Here is an 18,890-nt window from a genome sequence, read left to right as displayed (position 1 = left end):
TCGAATGAGGTCCAAGGAGCTGGACAAGACGGTGCTACTGGCGGGTAACATTCACGCCATGGCATATGCGGCAGCTCAGGCGACCATCGGGGACAGCGAATTCGACCGGGACACGGCGGTCGTCCCGCGACCCGGTGAACCCGGTGTCTACGACGCCGACCTCTCGGCGGGCTGGACCATCATCCAGGCCGTCAACGGCGGCTATCTGCTCGGCGTGATCGGCCGCGCCCTCCAGCAGGCGCTGCCGCACCCCGACCCCTTCACCGTCACCGCGCACTACCTCACCGCCTCCCAGCCAGGCCCCGCGACGATCCGCACCGAGACCGTCCGCGCCGGCCGCACCCTGTCCACCGGCCAGGCGTCGCTCTTCCAGACCGACGCGGAGGGCCGCGAGGTCGAGCGGATGCGGGTCATGGCGGCCTACGGCGACCTCGACGCACTGCCGGACGACGTGCGCACCGCCGCCGCCGTTCCGCCGATACCGCCCTACGAGGAGTGCTTCGGCGCCGACGCGGCGCCCGCGGGCGGCGGCGCCATCGCCGGCTCGACCGCCATCATCCAGCGCCTCGACCTGCGGCTCGACCCCGCCACCGCCGGCTGGGCGATCGGCGCCCCCTCCGGCAAGGGCGACATGCGCGGCTGGCTCGGCCTGGCCGACGGCCGCGACCACGACCCGCTCTCGCTGCTGCTCACGGTCGACGCCCTGCCGCCGACCGCCTTCGACCTCGGCATCAAGGGCTGGGTCCCGACCGTCGAGCTGACGGCGCACATCCGCTGCCGCCCCGCGCCCGGTCCGCTGCGCGTCTCCATCACCACCCGCAACCTGGCCGGCGGCTTCCTCGAGGAGGACGCCCAGGTCTGGGACAGCGCGGACCGCCTGGTCGCGCAGTCCCGTCAGCTCGCGCGGGCCCTTCTGTCCTGACCGTCGCCCGGGTCGGTCCCGACAGCCGGCCGGGCGACCGTAGAATCGGCGTCATCATGGCCTACCTCGACCACGCCGCCACCACGCCGATGCTGCCGGAAGCGGTGCGGACGATGACCGCGCACCTCACGGTCACCGGCAACGCCTCCTCGCTGCACGCACCCGGGCGGCGGGCCCGGAGAACCGTCGAGGAGTCCCGGGAATCGCTCGCCGAGGCACTCGGCGCCCGCCCCAGTGAGATCGTCTTCACCGGCGGCGGAACCGAGTCCGACAACCTCGCCGTCAAGGGCCTGTACTGGGCCCGCCGGGCCGAGGACCCGCGCCGGGTCCGGGTGCTGGCCAGCCCCGTCGAGCACCACGCCGTCCTGGACGCCGTCGACTGGCTCGTGGAGCACGAGGGCGCGCGCGTCGAGTGGCTGCCGGTCGACGCGTACGGCCGGGTGCATCCCGACGCGCTGCGCGAGGCGATCGAACGCGACCCCGGGACGGTCGCCCTCGCGACCGTGATGTGGGCCAACAACGAGGTCGGCACGATCATGCCGGTCCGCGAGCTGGCCGCGGTCGCCCGCGAGCACGGCGTCCCGCTGCACGCGGACGCGGTCCAGGCGTTCGGCCAGGTCGAGGTCGACTTCGCGGCCTCCGGACTCGACGCCATGACCGTGACCGGCCACAAGATCGGCGGCCCCTACGGCGTCGGCGCGCTCGTCCTGCGCCGCGAGCACACGCCCGTCCCGCTGCTGCACGGCGGCGGCCAGGAGCGCAGCCGCTCCGGCACCCTCGACGTCCCGGCCATCGCCGCCTTCGCGACGGCCGGGACGCTGGCCGCCGAGCGGCGTGAGCAGTTCGCCCGCGAGGTCGGCGCCCTGCGCGACGAGCTGGTGGCGAAGGTGCTCGCCGCCGTCCCGGAGGCCGTACTCAACGGCGACCCGGCCCCGGAGGGCCGGCTGCCGGCCAACGCGCACTTCACGTTCCCCGGCTGCGAGGGCGACTCACTGCTGCTCCTCCTCGACGCCCAGGGCATCGCCTGCTCCACCGGCTCCGCCTGCACGGCCGGCGTCGCGCAGCCCAGCCACGTCCTGATCGCGATGGGCCAGCCCGCCGACCGCGCCCGCGGCTCCCTCCGCTTCTCCCTCGGCCACACCACCACCCAGCCCGAGATCGACGCCCTGGCCGCGGCGATCGGCCCGGTGGTGGAACGCGCCCGCAAGGCCGGCCTCAGCTGACGTCCTGCGGACGGCTTCGGGAGGAAAGCGGCCGGGCTGATCCCGGCACGTTCAGCCGGCCCGGCGGAGCGGTTCCGGCTGGGCGCAGCCGCATCAGTCCCTGGGTCCAGTGACGTCAGCCTCTGCGGGCACCCCCGGACGAAGTCCGGGGGAGGACACCGATCGGCTCGGGGACGGCCCCAGCCACAACCAGCCCGCCCGGCGTTTGAGGGCGCCCTCCGCAGGCGCAGGAGACCCGCCGGGCTTCGGGTCGGACCCAGCCACGAAAGCCCGCCCGGCGTCTGAGGGCGCCCTTCCGGCCCGCGCCGGTAATCCCGTCGAACCGCGCCGGAGCCGCAACGTACTCTGGAGGGGTTATGACTGACTCCCCCCGCGACGCTCGTCGCCTGCGCGTCCTGGCCGCCATGAGCGGCGGCGTCGACTCCGCGGTCGCCGCGGCCCGCGCCGCCGAGGCCGGCCACGACGTCACCGGTGTCCATCTGGCCCTCTCGGCGAACCCGAAGTCCTTCAGGACCGGCGCCCGCGGCTGCTGCACGGTCGAGGACTCCCGTGACGCCCGGCGCGCGGCCGACGTCATCGGCATCCCGTTCTACGTGTGGGACCTGGCGGACCGCTTCCGTGAGGACGTCGTCGACGACTTCGTCGCGGAGTACGCGGCCGGCCGCACGCCCAACCCGTGCCTGCGCTGCAACGAGAAGATCAAGTTCGCGGCGCTGCTGGACAAGGCGATCGCGCTGGGCTTCGACGCCGTCTGCACCGGCCATTACGCGACCGTCGTGATCAACGACGACGGCACCCGTGAGCTGCACCGCGCCTCGGACGCCGCGAAGGACCAGAGCTATGTGCTCGGCGTGCTCGACGAGCGCCAGCTCGCGCACGCGATGTTCCCGCTCGGGGACACCCTCACCACCAAGGACGAGATCCGCGCCGAGGCCGAGCGCCGCGACCTGGCCGTCGCGAAGAAGCCGGACAGCCACGACATCTGCTTCATCGCCGACGGCGACACCCAGGGCTTCCTCGCGAAGCACCTCGGCAGCGCAGAGGGCGAGATCCTGGACGAGGACGGCACCAGTCTCGGCACCCACAGCGGAGCGTTCGGCTTCACCATCGGGCAGCGCAAAGGGCTGCGCATCGGCACCCCCGCCGACGACGGCAAGCCGCGCTACGTGCTCGACATCTCGCCGGTGAACAACACCGTCACCGTCGGCCCGGTCGAGGCGCTGGACGTCACCGCACTGACCGCCATCAAGCCCCGCTGGTGCGGCACCCCGCCCACCGGCCGTGCCACGTACACCGCGCAGCTGCGCGCCCACGGCGAGGACGTTCCCGTCACCGCCGAACTGGTCGACGGCGAACTGCTGGTGGAGTTCGACGGCGAGCCGGTGCGCGGCATCGCGCCGGGGCAGGCCGTGGTGCTCTACGACGGCACCCGCGTCGTGGGCTCCGCGACCATCGCCACCACGCAGCGGGCCCGCGCGGGCGTCGGTGCGGGTGCCGGTGCCGGCTCCGGTGGTCAGGCTTAGGACCCGCCGCGCCGCCTCGTAGGGTGGCGGGCATGAACATCTGTGTCTTCATGTCCGCCGCCGATCTCGACGAGCGCTACACCGTCCCGGCCCGCGAGTTCGCCGGGCTGATCGGCCGTGGCGGCCACACCCTCGTGTGGGGAGGCTCGGAGTCGGGCCTCATGAAGGTGGTGGCGGACGGCGTGCAGGAAGCGGGCGGCCGGCTGGTCGGCGTGTCCGTGGAGTTCCTGCACACCAAGGCGCGCAAGAACGCCGACGAGATGCTGATCACCGCGGACCTCGCGGAGCGCAAGGCGCAGCTGCTGCTGCGGTCGGACGCGATCGTCATCATGGTCGGCGGTACGGGCACCCTGGACGAGGCGACCGAGATCCTCGAGCTGAAGAAGCACGGCCTGCACACCAAGCCGGTCGTGCTGCTGAACGCGGCGGGGTTCTACGACGGCCTGAAACTGCAGTTCCAGCGGATGGACGCCGAAGGCTTCCTGCCGCTGCCCCTGAGCGACCTGGTCTTCTTCGCCGAGGACGGCGCCGAGGCCATGGCATACCTGGAGGAGAACGCGTGAGCACGCATCTGATCACCGGCGCCGGTTCCGGCATCGGCGCCGCTGTCGCCCGGCGGCTGCTGGACCGCGGCGACGAGGTGCTGCTCCTGGCGCGCGACGCCGGCCGGGCCAAGGAGCTGGCGTCGCGCTTCGCCGGCGCCCGCACCCTCGTCGGCGACCTGGCGGAACCGGCCCGGCTGTCGTGGGCCTTCGCCCACCAGCCGATGCCGGACCGGCTCGACTCGCTGCTGCACATCGCGGGCATCGTCGAGCTCGGCGGCATCGGCGAGCTCACCGCGAAGGTCTGGCAGCAGACCCTCGCCGTCAACCTGATCGCGCCGGCCGAGCTGACGCGGCTGCTCCTGCCGCAGCTGCGGATGTCGCAGGGCCACGTGGTCTTCGTGAACTCCGGGGCAGGGCTCAACGCCCATGCGAACTGGGGGGTGTACGCGGCGAGCAAGCACGGCCTGAAGGCGGTGGCGGACTCGCTGCGGCAGGAGGAGCACGGGAACGGGGTGCGGGTGACGAGCGTGTACCCGGGCCGGACGGCGACCCCGATGCAGGAGAAGGTGCACCATCAGGAGGGGGCGGAGTACGACGCTTCGCGCTGGATCGACCCGGAGTCGGTGGCGACGGCGATGCTGGCGGCGATCGATCTGCCGCGGGATGCGGAGATCAACGATCTGACGATCCGGCCGGGTCGCTGAGGCGGGTTGGTCGGTCGGGGGCCGGGCCCTCCGGGGTGGGGCTTCGAAATCGACTATTTACGAGCCTGGCGGCTCACAAATAGCTCGGCAGCATTTCGAAACCCCACCCCTGCGGGCCCGGCCCCCTCACGTTCGTGCCTCGGACGTGCCGGTCTCTTCGGGGTGCGGGCCCGGCCCCCTCACGTCACCGCACTGCTGCGGGTTGGGGTGGGAGTCCGCGACCTGTGGGTCTCGTACGCTTCGTGCGTGAGTACGGATGCGAAGTTCACGCTGCCCGCTGGTGCCGCTACCGGTGTCGGGTCGATGCCCGGAGGTGATGCGCGGGAGGCCGCGCGGACCGCTACTGGGGCGGTGGAGGCGCTGCCGTTCCTGCCGGAGCTGCCTGCGAGGGGGCCCGGGGCGGACATGATCGGGCGTTCGCTCGGGATGCTGGTCGATCTGTACGCCCGGGTGGAGCCCAGCGGATGGCGGTTCGGGGACCGGCCGGGGCGGGACAGCCGCCGGGCGGTGGCCTGGCTGGGGGAGGACCTGGATGCCCTGGAGGAGTTCACCCAGGGGTTCCAGGGTCCGCTGAAGGTGCAGGCCGTCGGGCCGTGGACGCTGTCCGCGTCGGTGGAGCGGCCCAACGGCGAGGCCGCGCTCGGCGACCCCGGCGCCGTCCGGGACCTGGCCGGGTCGCTCACCGAGGGGCTGCGGCTGCATCTGGCCGACCTGCGCCGGCGGGTGCCCGGTGCCGAGCTGGTGCTGCAGCTGGACGAGCCGTCGCTGACCGCCGTGCTGCGCGGGCACGTGCGGACGGCGAGCGGGTACCGGACGTACCGGGTGGTGGACCGGCAGGTGGCCGAGGACATGATCCGCGGCCTGGTCGAGGCCGTGGACGTGCCGGTGGTCGTCCACTCGTGCGCGCCGGACGTCCCGTTCCGGATGCTGCGGCGGGCCGGTGTCTCGGGCATCTCGTTCGATTTCGCGTTGCTGACGGAGAGTGACTGGGACGCGTTCGGTGAGGCGGTCGAGGGCGGTACGGCGCTGTTCGCCGGTGTCGTGCCGGGCAGGGACACCGGATTGTCGGACCCTGCCGGTAGCGTGAGTGGTGTTCGGGCGCTGTGGCGCAGGCTGGGGCTGGATCCGGGGGCGTTGGGCACCTCCCTGGCGGTCACCCCTTCCTGCGGTCTGGCGGGGGCCTCGCCGGCCTATGCCCGTGCCGCGCTGGTGCACTGTGCCAAGGCGGCACGATCGCTCGTCGACAACCCTGAGTGAGGAAGGACAGGACCGCCGTGGAGATTCCTGCCGAAGTGCGCGAACAGCACGCTCAGTTGGCCGAGCAGGTCGAGGAGCACCGCTTCCGCTACTACGTCAACGACGCGCCGGTCGTCAGCGACGCCGAGTTCGACCGGCTGCTGCGGCAGCTGGAGGCGATCGAGGACGAGCACCCCGGCCTGCGCACTCCGGACTCGCCCACGCAGAAGGTCGCGGGGGCGTACCAGACGGATTTCACCTCGGTCGTGCACCGCGAGCGGCTGCAGTCGCTGGACAACGCGTTCGACGACGAGGAGCTGTCCGGCTGGGCGGACCGGGTCGCCGCCGAGCTCGAGGGCATCCCGTACCACTTCCTGTGCGAGTTGAAGGTGGACGGCCTCGCCGTCAACCTCACCTATGAGTACGGGCGGCTGACCCGCGCCGCGACCCGCGGCGACGGCCGCACCGGCGAGGACATCACGCCGAACGTCCGCACCATCTCCGACATCCCGGACCGGCTCTCCGGGAGCCGGATCCCGGAGCTCGTCGAGATCCGCGGCGAGGTGTACTTCCCCGGCGAGGAGTTCGAGGCGCTCAACGCCCGGCTGGTGGAGGCCGGTGACAAGCCGTTCGCCAATCCGCGCAACGCCGCGGCCGGCAGCCTGCGGCAGAAGGACCCGCGGGTCACGGCCTCCCGGCCGCTGCACATGGTGGTGCACGGCATCGGCGCCCGCGAGGGCTTCGACATCGACTGCCAGTCGCACGCCTACGAGCTGCTGCACGAATGGGGTCTGCCCACCGCGACGCACAACAAGGTCGTCGGCTCCCTCGACGAGGTGCGGGAGTTCATCGCCTACTTCGGCGAGCACCGGCACGACGCGGTGGAGCACGAGATCGACGGCGTCGTCGTCAAGGTGGACGAGATCCCGCTGCAGGGCCGGCTCGGGTCGACGTCCCGGGCGCCGCGCTGGGCGATCGCGTGGAAGTACGCGCCCGAGGAGGTCAACACCAAGCTCCTGGACATCCGGGTGGGCGTGGGCCGCACCGGCAGGGTCACTCCCTACGCGGTCGTCGAGCCGGTCACCGTCGCCGGCTCCGAGGTCGAGTTCGCGACCCTGCACAACCAGGAGGTCGTCAAGGCCAAGGGCGTCTTCATCGGCGACACCGTGGTGCTGCGCAAGGCCGGTGACGTCATCCCGGAGATCCTCGGCCCGGTGGTCGATCTGCGGGACGGCAGCGAGCGCGAGTTCGTGATGCCGGCCGAGTGCCCGGACTGCGGTACGGCGCTGCAGCCGATGAAGGAGGGGGACATCGATCTGCGGTGCCCCAACGCCCGGTACTGCCCGGCGCAGTTGCGCGAGCGGATCTTCTACCTGGTGGGCCGCAAGTGCCTCGACATCGAGAACTTCGGGTACGTGGCGTCCACCGCGCTCACCCAGCCGCTGGAGCCCTCCGAGCCGCCGCTCAAGGACGAGGGCGATCTGTTCGACATGAACATCGAGCAGTTGCTGCCGATCCGGTCGTACGTCCTCGACCAGGACACCGGGCTGCCCAAGCGGGACGCCAAGACCGGCGACGAGAAGATCGTCACCTTCTTCGCCAACCAGCAGGGCGAGCCGAAGAAGAACGCGCTGGCCATGCTGGAGAACATCGCCGCGGCCAAGGACCGGCCGCTGGCGCGGATCATCACCGGGCTGTCGATCCGGCATGTCGGGCCCGTCGCCGCTGAGGCGCTGGCCAGGGAGTTCCGGGACCTCGACCGGATCAGGGACGCCGAGGAGGCCGAGCTGGCCGCGGTGGACGGGGTCGGCGGGACCATCGCCGCCTCGGTCAAGCAGTGGTTCGCCGAGGACTGGCATCTGGAGATCATCGAGAAGTGGCGTGCCGCCGGGGTGAAGTTCACCGAGGAGGGCTCGGACGAGGGCCCGCGGCCGCTCGAAGGACTCACCGCCGTCGTGACCGGCACGCTCACCGGCCACACTCGGGACGGGGCGAAGGAGGCGCTGACCTCGCTCGGGGCGAAGGTCACCGGATCGGTCTCCAAGAAGACGGACTTCGTGGTGGTGGGGGACAACCCCGGCTCGAAGTACGACAAGGCCGTCCAGCTGAAGGTGCCCATCCTCGACGAGCCGGGCTTCGCGGTGCTGCTGTCCGAGGGTCCGGAAGCCGCCCGGGAGGCGGCGGTCAACCCGGCCGAATAACCCGGCGCCAATCACCCGTTCGGCCTATATCCGAACGTTCCGGGTGCGGGGATCCCATTCGGGCAACCACGGTCGATCGGTGCCCGAGGCAGCCTTCTGCGGCCTACTGTTGAGAGGCGCGCCGGAAGGGCATGAACCTTCCAGCAGCCTTTGCGGGTATCCGCTGCGGGCACGGCGCGGTGGACCCGGGTGTCGCACCAGGCTGTGAGAGGGACAGGAATGGAACCGACGGAGGGCGCCGGACCGGCGCAGCGGCTGCGTTGGCCGGCCGCGCCGGTACTGCCCCCGGCGGTTTTACGCATCGCGGTGGTGGCGGTCGCGGGACTCGCACTGGCGGCCGGCGTCCTGGGCGCCGTCCATGAGGGCCGGGCGCTCTTCCCCGGCGGCACCGTCGGCTGGGCGTTCGCCGTCCTGACCGGCATCATCGTCGGCCATCTGGTGGCGATGGGCCGCGACCGGTGGTGGGGCGGCACCGGCTCCGGCGCGGCCCTCACCCTGGCGATGCTGCTGCTCTACGGCTGGGTGCCGTCGGTGCTGGTCAGCCTGGCCGTCGTGGTGCTGGTCGGCGCCGCCCGCCGGCACCGCTGGCGGCAGGCGCTGCTGCACGGCGCCGTGGACATACTCGGCGTCGGCACGGCCTCGCTGACCCTGGCCTGCTTCGGTGTGCACCCCTCGGTGGCCACGCCCTGGCACCCCGAGGACTGGGGTCTGGCGGCCGGTCCGGCGATCGTCGTCACCGCTCTGGCCTATCTGACCGCCACGCGTGCGCTGCTCTGGTACGCGGTCGCCCCGCGCGGCGGCGGTCTGCCGACGGTGGCCCGCACCGCGCTGATGCGCCAGGGGATGGTGGGCGTCGCCCTGCTGGGGCTCTCCCCGCTGATCCTGGTCGTCGGCTGCGACATGCCGGTCCTGCTGCCGCTGTTCGCCGTCCCGCTCATCGCCCTGGACTCGACGCTGTGGATCGCGCACGCCCGCGCCGAGGAGCAGCTGCGCGACCCGCTGACCGGGCTGCCCAACCGCCAGTGGCTGCTGGAACGCGCCTGGACCGCACTGGACGACGCGGAGCGCAACGGCGAACGCACCGCCCTGATCCTCATCGACCTCGACAAGTTCCGGTCGGTCAACGACACCCTCGGGCACCTGGCCGGCGACCGGCTGCTGCTCCAGGTCGCCGACCGGCTGCGGCTCGCGCTGCCCCGCGGCGCCGAGGCGGCCCGGCTGGGCGGCGACGAGTTCGCCGTCCTGCTGCCCTGCTGCGACTCCCCGACCCGCGCCCAGCGCATCGCCCGCGCCCTGGTGGCGGCCCTCGGCTCACCGCTGAGTCTCGACGGGCTGACCCTGGTGCTGGAGGCCAGCGCCGGTGTGGCGGTCTTCCCCGACCACGCGGTGGACGCCGAAGGGCTGCTGCGCCGCGCGGACGTGGCGATGTACCAGGCCAAGCGCGACCGCAGCGGCGTCGAGGTCTACGAGGCGACCCGGGACGGCAACACCCCGGACCGGCTGGGCCTGTTGGGCGATCTGCGCCGGGCGCTGGACTCGGGCGACGTCGAACTGCACTACCAGCCGAAGGTCTGCTTCGACGGGAAGATCGCCGGCCTGGAGGCGCTGGTGCGCTGGGAGCACCCGCAGCGCGGCCGGGTCAATCCCGAGGAGTTCATCGCCATGGCGGAGACCTCCGGGCTGATGCCCCAGCTGACCGAGTACGTGCTGGAGACGGCGCTGGGCCAGGTCGCCCGCTGGCGCAAGATGGGCCTGGACGTACCGGTCGCGGTGAACGTCTCGCCGCGCGATGTGCACAGCCCCGGCTTCGCGGGCGCGGTCGCCGCGCGGCTCGCCCGGCACGGCGTCCCGCCCGGCTCACTGCAACTGGAGATAACCGAACACGTCCTGCTGGAGGATCCGCAGCGGGCCGCCGACACCATGGCCGGGCTGACCGGGCACGGCGTGAAGATGTCGCTCGACGACTTCGGCACCGGCTACTCCTCCCTGGTCCACCTGCGCAAACTGCCGGTCAGCGAGCTGAAGATCGACCGCTCGTTCGTGGCCCGGCTGGTCCTCGACAACGAGGACGCCGAAATCGTCCGCTGCACCGTCGACCTCGCACACTCGCTCGGCCTGCTCGTCGTCGCCGAGGGCGTGGAGGACGACGAGACCTGGGAGCGGCTGCGGGACCTGGGCTGCGACGCCGTACAGGGCTGGCTGGTCGCCGCCGCGATGCCGCCCGACGAGGCGACCGCCTGGCTGCGCGCCCGCGGTGAGCACGGCTGGCGGCGCCCCAACGCGCTGGAGCGCGAGCCGGAGCCGGAGCACGCACCGGTGGCGGACGCGGACCAGCCGTCCGGGCAGGCCGTGCCGTAGTACGGGCCGGTTCCCGCCACGCTGTGGGCCGCACCGGCGGCCCGCGGCCTTAACCGTTTCGTCGCCAGGGGGTCCGCCCCCATAGGATTGGGCGCGAAACCATCGAACTCACCCCCAGAGGATCGCTGCATGCCTGGCATCACACGCGAGGAGGTCGCCCACCTCGGCCGGCTGTCGCGTCTTGAGCTGAAGGACGAAGAGCTCGACCACTTCGCCGAGCAGCTCGACGTGATCATCGGCGCGGTCGCCCGCGTATCCGAGGTGGCCGGCGAGGACGTACCCCCGACCTCCCACGCGCTGCCGCTGACCAATGTCATGCGCCCGGACGAGGTCCGGCCGTCGCTGACCGCGGCCGAGGCGCTCTCCGGCGCCCCGGCGCAGGAGCAGCAGCGCTTCAAGGTGCCGCAGATCCTGGGGGAGGACTAATCACCATGACTGACCTGACCAGGCTCACCGCGGCCGAGACCGCCGACGTCGTCGCCACCGGCAAGGCCTCCGCCGTCGAGGTCGCCCAGGCGCACCTCGACCGCATCGGCGCCGTCGACGAGAAGGTGCACGCCTTCCTGCACGTCGACACCGAGGGCGCGCTCGACGCCGCCCGCGCCGTCGACGAGCGGCGCGCCAAGGGCGAGAAGCTCGGCCCGCTGGCCGGCGTCCCGCTCGCGCTGAAGGACATCTTCACCACGAAGGGGATCCCGACCACCGTCGGCTCCAAGATCCTCGACGGCTGGATCCCGCCGTACGACGCGACGGTGACCAAGCGCCTCAAGGACGCGGGCATCGTCATCCTCGGCAAGACCAACATGGATGAATTCGCCATGGGGTCCTCGACCGAGAACAGCGCCTACGGCCCGACCGGCAACCCGTGGGACCTCACCCGGATCCCCGGCGGCTCCGGCGGCGGCTCGTCCGCGGCGCTCGCCAGCTACCAGGCGCCGCTCGCGATCGGCACCGACACCGGTGGCTCGATCCGCCAGCCCGCGGCCGTCACCGGCACGGTCGGCGTCAAGCCGACCTACGGCGGCGTCTCCCGCTACGGCATGGTCGCCTTCTCGTCCTCCCTCGACCAGGGCGGGCCCTGCGCCCGTACGGTCCTGGACGCGGCGCTGCTGCACGAGGCGATCGCCGGCCATGACCCGCTGGACTCGACGTCCATCGACGCACCGGTCCCGGCCGTCGTCGAGGCGGCCCGCAACGGCAACGTCAAGGGCATGCGGATCGGCGTCGTCAAGGAGTTCGGCGGCGAGGGCTACCAGGCCGGCGTCATGCAGCGGTTCAACGAGTCCGTGGAGCTGCTGCGCGAGCTGGGCGCCGAGATCGTGGAGATCTCCTGCCCCTCGTTCAAGCTGGCGCTGCCCGCGTACTACCTGATCGCGCCGTCCGAGGCCTCGTCCAACCTGGCCCGCTTCGACGCCATGCGCTACGGCCTGCGGGTCGGCGACGACGGCACGAAGTCCGCCGAGGAGGTCACCGCGCTCACCCGCGAGGCCGGCTTCGGCGACGAGGTCAAGCGCCGCATCATCCTCGGCACGTACGCGCTCAGCTCCGGCTACTACGACGCGTACTACGGCTCGGCGCAGAAGGTCCGCACGCTGATCTCGCGCGACTTCGAGGCCGCCTTCGGCACCGTGGACGTGCTGGTCTCGCCGACCACCCCGACCACTGCGTTCCCCATCGGCGAGCGCGTGGACGACCCCATGGCGATGTACCTCGCCGACCTGTGCACCATCCCGTCCAACCTGGCCGGCAACGCGGCGATGTCCGTGCCGTGCGGCCTGGCTCCCGAGGACGGGCTCCCGGTCGGGCTGCAGATCATCGCCCCGGCCATGGCCGACGACCGGCTCTACCGGGTCGGTGCCGCGGTCGAGGCCGCGTTCACCGGACGATGGGGTCACCCGCTGCTTGAGGAGGCACCCGCGCTGTGAGCACCCTGAAGAAGGCCAAGGGCTTCAAGAAGAGCAAGCTCGGCCTGTACATCTCGATCGGCACCACGCTCTTCGGCGCCGTGAGCACCATCAAGCAGGCACGCAACGCTCAGGGCGAGCACGACCGGTTGATGCTGGCCGACGCCGTGATCAGCGCCGCCGCCATCGCCACCGGCCTGGCACTGCTCGTCCGCGAGCTGCGCAGCCTCGCCGACGACGACGTCCTGGCGGACTGAGAGGTAGTGGAATGACCGTCATGGACCTGGAGTCCTACGAGGACGCCCTGTCGGTGTACGACCCGGTGATGGGCCTTGAGGTCCACGTCGAGCTCGGCACGAAGACCAAGATGTTCTGCGGCTGCTCGACCACCCTCGGCGCCGAGCCCAACTCCCAGACCTGCCCGACCTGTCTGGGCCTGCCCGGCTCGCTCCCGGTCGTGAACGCGATCGGCATCGAGTCGGCCATCAAGATCGGTCTCGCGCTGAACTGCGAGATCGCGACCTGGTGCCGCTTCGCGCGGAAGAACTACTTCTACCCGGACATGCCGAAGAACTTCCAGACCTCGCAGTACGACGAGCCGATCGCCTTCAACGGCTATCTGGACGTCGCACTGGAGGACGGCGAGATCTTCCGGGTCGAGATCGAGCGCGCCCACATGGAGGAGGACACCGGCAAGTCCCTCCACGTCGGCGGCGCGACGGGCCGTATCCACGGCGCCTCGCACTCGCTGCTCGACTACAACCGGGCCGGTATCCCGCTCATCGAGATCGTCACCAAGCCGATCGAGGGCGCGGGGGCGCGGGCTCCCGAGGTCGCCAAGGCGTACGTCGCCGAGCTGCGCGAGCTCATCAAGGCGCTGGACGTCTCCGAGGCCCGGATGGAGCAGGGCCAGATGCGCTGCGACGTGAACCTGTCGCTGCGCCCGCACGGCCGTGAGAAGTTCGGCACCCGCTCGGAGACGAAGAACGTCAACTCGCTCCGTTCGGTCGAGCGCGCGGCGCGCTACGAGATCATGCGGCACGCGGCGGTGCTCAACTCCGGCGGCACGATCGTGCAGGAGACCCGGCACTTCCACGAGGAGGACGGCTCCACGACGGCCGGCCGCATCAAGGACAACGCCGAGGACTACCGGTACTTCCCGGAGCCCGACCTCGTCCCGATCGCCCCGGCCCGTGACTGGGTCGAGGAGCTGCGCGCCGGACTTCCGGAGCTGCCGCGGGTGCGGCGGGACCGGCTGAAGACCGAGTGGGGCATCTCCGACCACGAGATGCAGTCGGCGCTCAACGCGGGCGCGATCGATCTGATCACCGCGACGATCGACGCGGGCGCCCCGGCCGACCAGGCCCGTAAGTGGTGGATGGGCGAGCTGGCCCGTGCCTCGAACGAGACCGGCAAGGAGCTGGCCGATCTCGGTATCTCGCCGGCGCAGGTCGCGCGCGTGACGGCGCTGGTCGCCGAGGGCTCGCTCAACGACAAGCTGGCCCGCCAGGTCATCGAGGGTGTCCTCGCCGGCGAGGGCGGTCCTGACGAGGTCGTGGAGAAGCGCGGTCTCAAGGTCGTCTCGGACGAGGGCGCGCTCGGCGCGGCCGTGGACGAGGCGATCGCGGCCAACGCCGCCGTCGCCGACAAGATCCGCGCCGGCAACCTCGCGGCCGCCGGCGCCCTGATCGGCGCGGTCATGAAGCTGACCCGCGGCCAGGCCGACGCCAAGCGCGTTCGGGAGCTCGTCCTGGAGAAGCTCGGGGTTCAGGGCTGACCCGAGCAGTCGAAGACGCGTTCGAACGGTGAAAAGGCGGTCCCCGGTGGGGGCCGCCTTTTCCCTGTGAGGAAGCGCACGAAACCACCAAAGGATCATTTTTCGCTGCAAGAGTGACAGCCGCACCTGAAGTGTTCTTTGAGGGCTATTCCCTGAAAGATCCACCCGAGATACCCAGGGAAGCAGGGAATGGCCGCACTCGCCCGGTGGTGTCTCCGCCGTCGTCTCACCGTCGTTCTGCTGTGGATCGTCGCGCTCGCCGGCCTCGCCGCCGGTGCCGCCCTCGCCGGTTCCGCCTACTCGAACGACTACGGGATACCGGGCACCGAGTCCGGCCGGGCGACCGCCCTGCTGGAGCAGGCCTTCCCGCACCAGGCCGGCGACTCGGACACCATCGTCTGGCACACCGACGGCACCGGCAGCGTCCGCGCCGACGGCGTCGAGCAGCGGATGACCAGGACCCTCGACCGGATCGCGAAACTCCCCGGCGTCGCCTCGGTGACCAACCCGTACAGCCCCGAGGGCGCCGGACGCATCAGCCATGACGGCCGGACCGCCTACGCCGACGTCACCTTCGGCAGCGCCGCCGACGACATCGGCGCCGGCCAGGCCAAGGCCGTCGTGGACACCGCGAAGGCCGCCGAGGGCGGCGGACTGCGGGTCGAGCTGGGCGGCACCGCCGTCGCGGCCACACCGAGAGCGGCAGCGCCCACCTCAGCGAACTGATCGGGATCGGCGTCGCCGCCGTGGTGCTGCTGCTGGCCTTCGGCTCCTTCGCCGCCATGTGCCTGCCGATCGCGACCGCGCTGATGGGCGTCGGCACCGCTTACATGGGCATCGAGCTGCTCGGCCATGTGATGACCGTGGCCGACTTCGCACCGATGCTCGGCATGCTCATCGGCCTCGGCGTGGGCATCGACTACGCGCTGTTCATCGTCACCCGGCACCGCAGAGGTCTCAAACGCGGCCTGTCGGTGCGCGACGCGGCCGAGCAGGCCGTCAGCACCACCGGCCGCGCGGTGGTCTTCGCGGGCGGCACGGTCTGTGTGGCGCTGCTCGGCATGCTCATCCTGCAGCTCAGCTTCCTCAACGGGGTCGCCGTCGCGGCGGCGCTCACCGTCATGCTGACGGTGGCCGCCTCGATCACCCTGCTGCCCGCCCTGCTCTCCATGATCGGCATGAAGGCGCTCAGCCGCCGGGAGCGGCGCCGGCTGACCGAGCACGGCCCGCAGCCCGAGGTGCCCACCGGGCTCGCCGCCCGCTGGTCCGCCTTCGTGGAGCGGCACCCCAAGCTGCTCGGCAGCCTGGCCGCGGCCGTGATGCTCGTCCTCGCGCTGCCCACCCTCTCGCTGCACCTCGGCACCTCCGACCAGGGCAACAATCCGGCCGCCAGCACCACCCGGCAGGCCTACGAGCTGCTCGCGGACGGCTTCGGCCCCGGCACCAACGGGCCGCTGACCCTCGTCGCGGACCTCCAGGGCGCCGATGCCCGGCTCGCCCTCGACCAGCTGCCGCAGACCCTGCGCGACACCCCGGGCGTCGCGTCGGTGACCTCCGCGACCGTCAGCGGCGACACCGGCGTGATCACCGTCGTCCCGGACACCGCACCGCAGTCCCGGGACACCTCCGAGCTGGTGAACCGGCTGCGCGACGACGTGCTGCCGCAGGCCGAGGACGGCTCCTCGCTCCAGGTGTACGTGGGCGGCCCCACCGCGAGCTACGACGACTTCGCGTCCGTCATCATCGGCAAGCTGCCGCTGTTCATCGGGGCGGTCGTCGGCCTCGGCTGTCTGCTGCTGCTCCTGGCGTTCCGGTCCATCGGCATCCCGCTGAAGGCGGCGGCGATGAACGTCGCCGCGGTCGCGTCGTCCTTCGGGATCGTCGTCGCGATCTTCCAGTGGGGCTGGGGGAGCGAGTTCCTGGGCCTGGGTGCGGCCGGCCCGATCGAGCCGTTCCTCCCGGTGATCATGGTCTCGGTGCTCTTCGGACTGTCGATGGACTACCAGGTGTTCCTGGTGAGCCGGATGTACGAGGAGTGGCTGGAGACCAAGGACAACCGGCGCGCGGTACGCGTCGGGCTCGCCGAGACCAGCCGGGTGATCAACTCGGCCGCGGTCATCATGATCGCGGTCTTCCTGGCCTTCGTGCTCAGCGGCGACCGGGTCATCGCGATGTTCGGCATCGGCCTGGCAGCGGCCGTCGCGTTGGACGCGTTCATCCTGCGCACCCTGCTGGTGCCGGCGCTCATGCATATGCTCGGCGGCGCCAACTGGTGGCTGCCGGGGTGGCTGGACCGCCGGCTGCCCAGAATCAGCATCGAACCGCCGGCGGCCCCGGCCCCCGCCCTGGCCCCCGCTCCCGTCCAGCTGCCCGGACCCCGGACAGCCGAACGGGAGCCGACGCCTACTTCTTGAGCATCGGGTTGCCGAGCGCGGCCGTGCCCTGGTCCTCGCAGTACTGAGCGGCCGTCTTCCGGTCGTACTCGATCCGCAGGCGCAGCGCGCCCTTCACATCGACGGTGATCTTCTCCGTCGTGCCGAGCACGAGCTTCTTGAGGGCCAGCCGCTTGCCGTCCGCGGTGATGGTCAGCCCGACCGCCGCGTTCTTCGAGGTGTCGAGCAGCCCGGCGTCGACGGTGAAGGTCGTCCACGCCCGGTTGAGGTTGAACTCCTCGAAACCGGTCTCACAGGCCGTCGTCACCTTGGCGTCCGTGTACTCCTTGGTGTTGACGGTCGCCGGGATCTCGTCGAACGCGTCGTTCCCGGAGGCGTCCACCCAGTTCATGGCCGTCAGGGAGACGTTGTCGCCCTCGGTGATCGAGGTCGGCTTGCCCGAGCCGGAGTCCGAACCGGACGGTTCGGGGGAGGATGCCTCGTCGGACGGCGACGCACTCGTCGGGTCCGCCGTCGTCGTGGGCGGCGAACTGATCTGCTGCTGCGCGGAGGTGCTGGTCTTGGGGTCGGCCGCGTCGTCCTTCTTGTCGTCGCCCATGAACTTGACGGCGACCAGCGCCCCGGACGCCATCAGGACGACCGCGAGGACCGCGGCCAGGATCAGCGGGCCCTTCTTGCCGCGCGTGGGCGGCAGCGGGGTCGCCGCCGTCGCCGGACCGGGGCCGGGACCCGGGCCCTGCGGCGGGGGCTGCTGGTGGAAAGCGGCCACCGGCGGCTGCACCTGCTCCGGTACCTGCGTCGGTGTCGGCGCCTGCGCTCCGAGCACCACCGTGGGCCTGGTGTCCGTCACCGGGTCCCCCTCTGGCGGCGCCGGGATGTACGAGGGCGGCGGCGTGTGCACCGGCGGTGCGTGGACCGGCACGGGGACGGGGGCCGGCCGGTCCGGGAGCGGCGGTACGGCCGGCGCCTGGCCGGGCGGCGGCGGGGCGGCGTCCGCGACCGGGACCGCGTCCTTGGGTCCCGAGGTGCGCGGAGTGCGCGTCGTCGAGATCACCGCCGGGCGCAGCTCACGCACCCACGCGGAGAGCGACTCCGGCCGGTTCGCCGGATCCGTGGCGAAGACCGCCGCGATCCGTGCCGCCCGCTCCGGCTCAAGACCGGCCAGCTCGGGCAGCGCCAGCAGCGCGGCCCTGACCTGCTCCGGCATGGTGGCCGGCGACTCCCCGCTGAGCAGGAAGTACGCGAGGGCGCCGAAGGCGTAGCGGTCGGTGGCCGCGCTGCGCTTGCCCTCGAAGACCTCCGGCGCGGCGAACCCGGGGGTGAACCACACCTCGGCCGTCTGGTGGTCCGCGGTCAGCTTGCTCAGACCGAAGTCGACCAGCGTGGCCTGGCCGTTGGCGTCGATCATGACGTTGCCGGGGGAGAGGTCGCCGTGCACGACCGAGCGGCCGGAAGGAGTGGCGGAGCCCGTGTGCAGCCAGTCCAGGACGTCGGCGAGCTGCTCCAGGCAGCGCACGGCCTCGCGGCGTTCGGCGGGGGTGTCCAGGGCGCGCTCGGCGCGCCAGTCACGCAGGTCGAGGCCCTCCACATGGTTCATGACCAGGTACAGGGCGCGGCCCGCCGCCTCCGGGGCGGCCTCACCCGTACGGTGCGCGGACGGACCCTCGAAGTGCTCGCGGATGCCGACCACACCGAGGCGGTTGACGAACCGCAACAGCTCGGCCTGCTCACGCCATTTGGAGCTGATCCGGTCGAACTGTTCCTGCGACAGCGTCGTTTTCGAATCGAGCACCTTGACGACGACAGGTTCGGTGCCACCGCCGAGTTCGATCTCGGCGAGGTAGAGCACGGCCTCGCCTCCGCGGCCGATGGATCGCAGCAGGCGGTAACGGTCGGGTGCGCCGTCAGGGCCGATGTACAGACCGGTGTCCACTTGGTGTTTCTTCCCTCCCCCTATATCCCTGGAGTCCCGCGGAAAACATTGCGGCCAGGGGGAGTTCAGGTTGCCGCGCACGACTCGGGCAGGTCAAGCGCAGTTGCCGGGCCGTAACACGGGGATCGCACTCAGCGAGCTCTCAGGCTCCTCTCAGAAACGGAACCTACG

At 71.7% G+C, this 18,890-nt stretch carries 13 protein-coding genes and 1 pseudogene; 13 read left to right on the top strand and 1 reads right to left on the bottom strand.

Features of this window, described 5'->3' with window-relative positions; translation table 11 throughout:
- The first annotated feature begins 58 nt into the window (after positions 1-58).
- The 13 genes and pseudogenes from O3W51_RS19190 to O3W51_RS19130 all read left to right on the top strand — a co-directional run bounded on the left by O3W51_RS19190 (position 59) and on the right by O3W51_RS19130 (position 16,807).
- Positions 59-922, top strand: coding sequence for a thioesterase family protein (locus O3W51_RS19190; protein ID WP_138354924.1), 864 nt, complete (start codon positions 59-61; stop codon positions 920-922).
- Between the two features lie 56 nt (positions 923-978).
- On the top strand, positions 979-2,145 hold the full coding sequence (locus O3W51_RS19185; RefSeq protein WP_138354925.1) for a cysteine desulfurase family protein: 1,167 nt from the start codon (positions 979-981) through the stop codon (positions 2,143-2,145).
- A gap of 356 nt (positions 2,146-2,501) precedes the next feature.
- Entirely contained in the window at positions 2,502-3,668 is a 1,167-nt protein-coding gene (gene mnmA / locus O3W51_RS19180; protein ID WP_138354926.1) for a tRNA 2-thiouridine(34) synthase MnmA, read from the top strand.
- A 32-nt stretch (positions 3,669-3,700) separates the two neighbouring features.
- On the top strand, positions 3,701-4,231 hold the full coding sequence (locus tag O3W51_RS19175; protein WP_138354927.1) for a TIGR00730 family Rossman fold protein: 531 nt from the start codon (positions 3,701-3,703) through the stop codon (positions 4,229-4,231).
- On the top strand, positions 4,228-4,917 hold the full coding sequence (locus O3W51_RS19170; RefSeq protein WP_138354928.1) for an SDR family oxidoreductase: 690 nt from the start codon (positions 4,228-4,230) through the stop codon (positions 4,915-4,917). Before O3W51_RS19175 ends, O3W51_RS19170 begins: the two co-directional genes overlap by 4 nt.
- Before the next feature lie 246 nt (positions 4,918-5,163).
- Complete coding sequence (locus O3W51_RS19165) at positions 5,164-6,174, top strand: methionine synthase (protein WP_269287033.1); 1,011 nt, start codon at positions 5,164-5,166, stop codon at positions 6,172-6,174.
- Between the two features lie 17 nt (positions 6,175-6,191).
- Positions 6,192-8,354 (top strand): NAD-dependent DNA ligase LigA, encoded by a 2,163-nt coding sequence (gene ligA / locus O3W51_RS19160; RefSeq protein WP_269287032.1) that lies wholly within the window; start codon positions 6,192-6,194, stop codon positions 8,352-8,354.
- 219 nt (positions 8,355-8,573) lie between these two features.
- Positions 8,574-10,712, top strand: coding sequence for a putative bifunctional diguanylate cyclase/phosphodiesterase (locus tag O3W51_RS19155; protein ID WP_138354931.1), 2,139 nt, complete (start codon positions 8,574-8,576; stop codon positions 10,710-10,712).
- Positions 10,713-10,841: 129 nt separating this feature from the next.
- Positions 10,842-11,138: an Asp-tRNA(Asn)/Glu-tRNA(Gln) amidotransferase subunit GatC gene (gene gatC / locus O3W51_RS19150; RefSeq protein WP_138354932.1), complete on the top strand. Its 297-nt coding sequence runs from the start codon at positions 10,842-10,844 to the stop codon at positions 11,136-11,138.
- Positions 11,139-11,143: 5 nt separating this feature from the next.
- A complete protein-coding gene (gatA, locus tag O3W51_RS19145) occupies positions 11,144-12,637 on the top strand; it encodes an Asp-tRNA(Asn)/Glu-tRNA(Gln) amidotransferase subunit GatA (protein ID WP_138354933.1) in 1,494 nt (497 codons plus the stop codon).
- On the top strand, positions 12,634-12,873 hold the full coding sequence (locus tag O3W51_RS19140) for a hypothetical protein (protein ID WP_138354934.1): 240 nt from the start codon (positions 12,634-12,636) through the stop codon (positions 12,871-12,873). Before gatA ends, O3W51_RS19140 begins: the two co-directional genes overlap by 4 nt.
- Before the next feature lie 11 nt (positions 12,874-12,884).
- Entirely contained in the window at positions 12,885-14,393 is a 1,509-nt protein-coding gene (gene gatB, locus O3W51_RS19135) for an Asp-tRNA(Asn)/Glu-tRNA(Gln) amidotransferase subunit GatB (RefSeq protein WP_138354935.1), read from the top strand.
- A gap of 189 nt (positions 14,394-14,582) precedes the next feature.
- Positions 14,583-16,807, top strand: a pseudogene (locus O3W51_RS19130) (MMPL family transporter).
- On the opposite strand, the gene O3W51_RS19125 reads toward O3W51_RS19130, so the two are convergent.
- Positions 16,797-18,719, bottom strand: coding sequence for a serine/threonine-protein kinase (locus O3W51_RS19125; protein WP_269287031.1), 1,923 nt, complete (start codon positions 18,717-18,719; stop codon positions 16,797-16,799). The pseudogene O3W51_RS19130 and the gene O3W51_RS19125 sit on opposite strands and share 11 nt — an antisense overlap.
- Positions 18,720-18,890: the final 171 nt, after the last annotated feature.

The organism is Streptomyces sp. H39-C1, from assembly GCF_027158125.1.
In the GTDB taxonomy this organism is placed as follows: Bacteria; Actinomycetota; Actinomycetes; order Streptomycetales; family Streptomycetaceae; genus Actinacidiphila; species Actinacidiphila fildesensis.
Note: the sequence above shows the minus strand (reverse complement) of the source record. Positions and strands in the feature narration are given on the sequence as shown.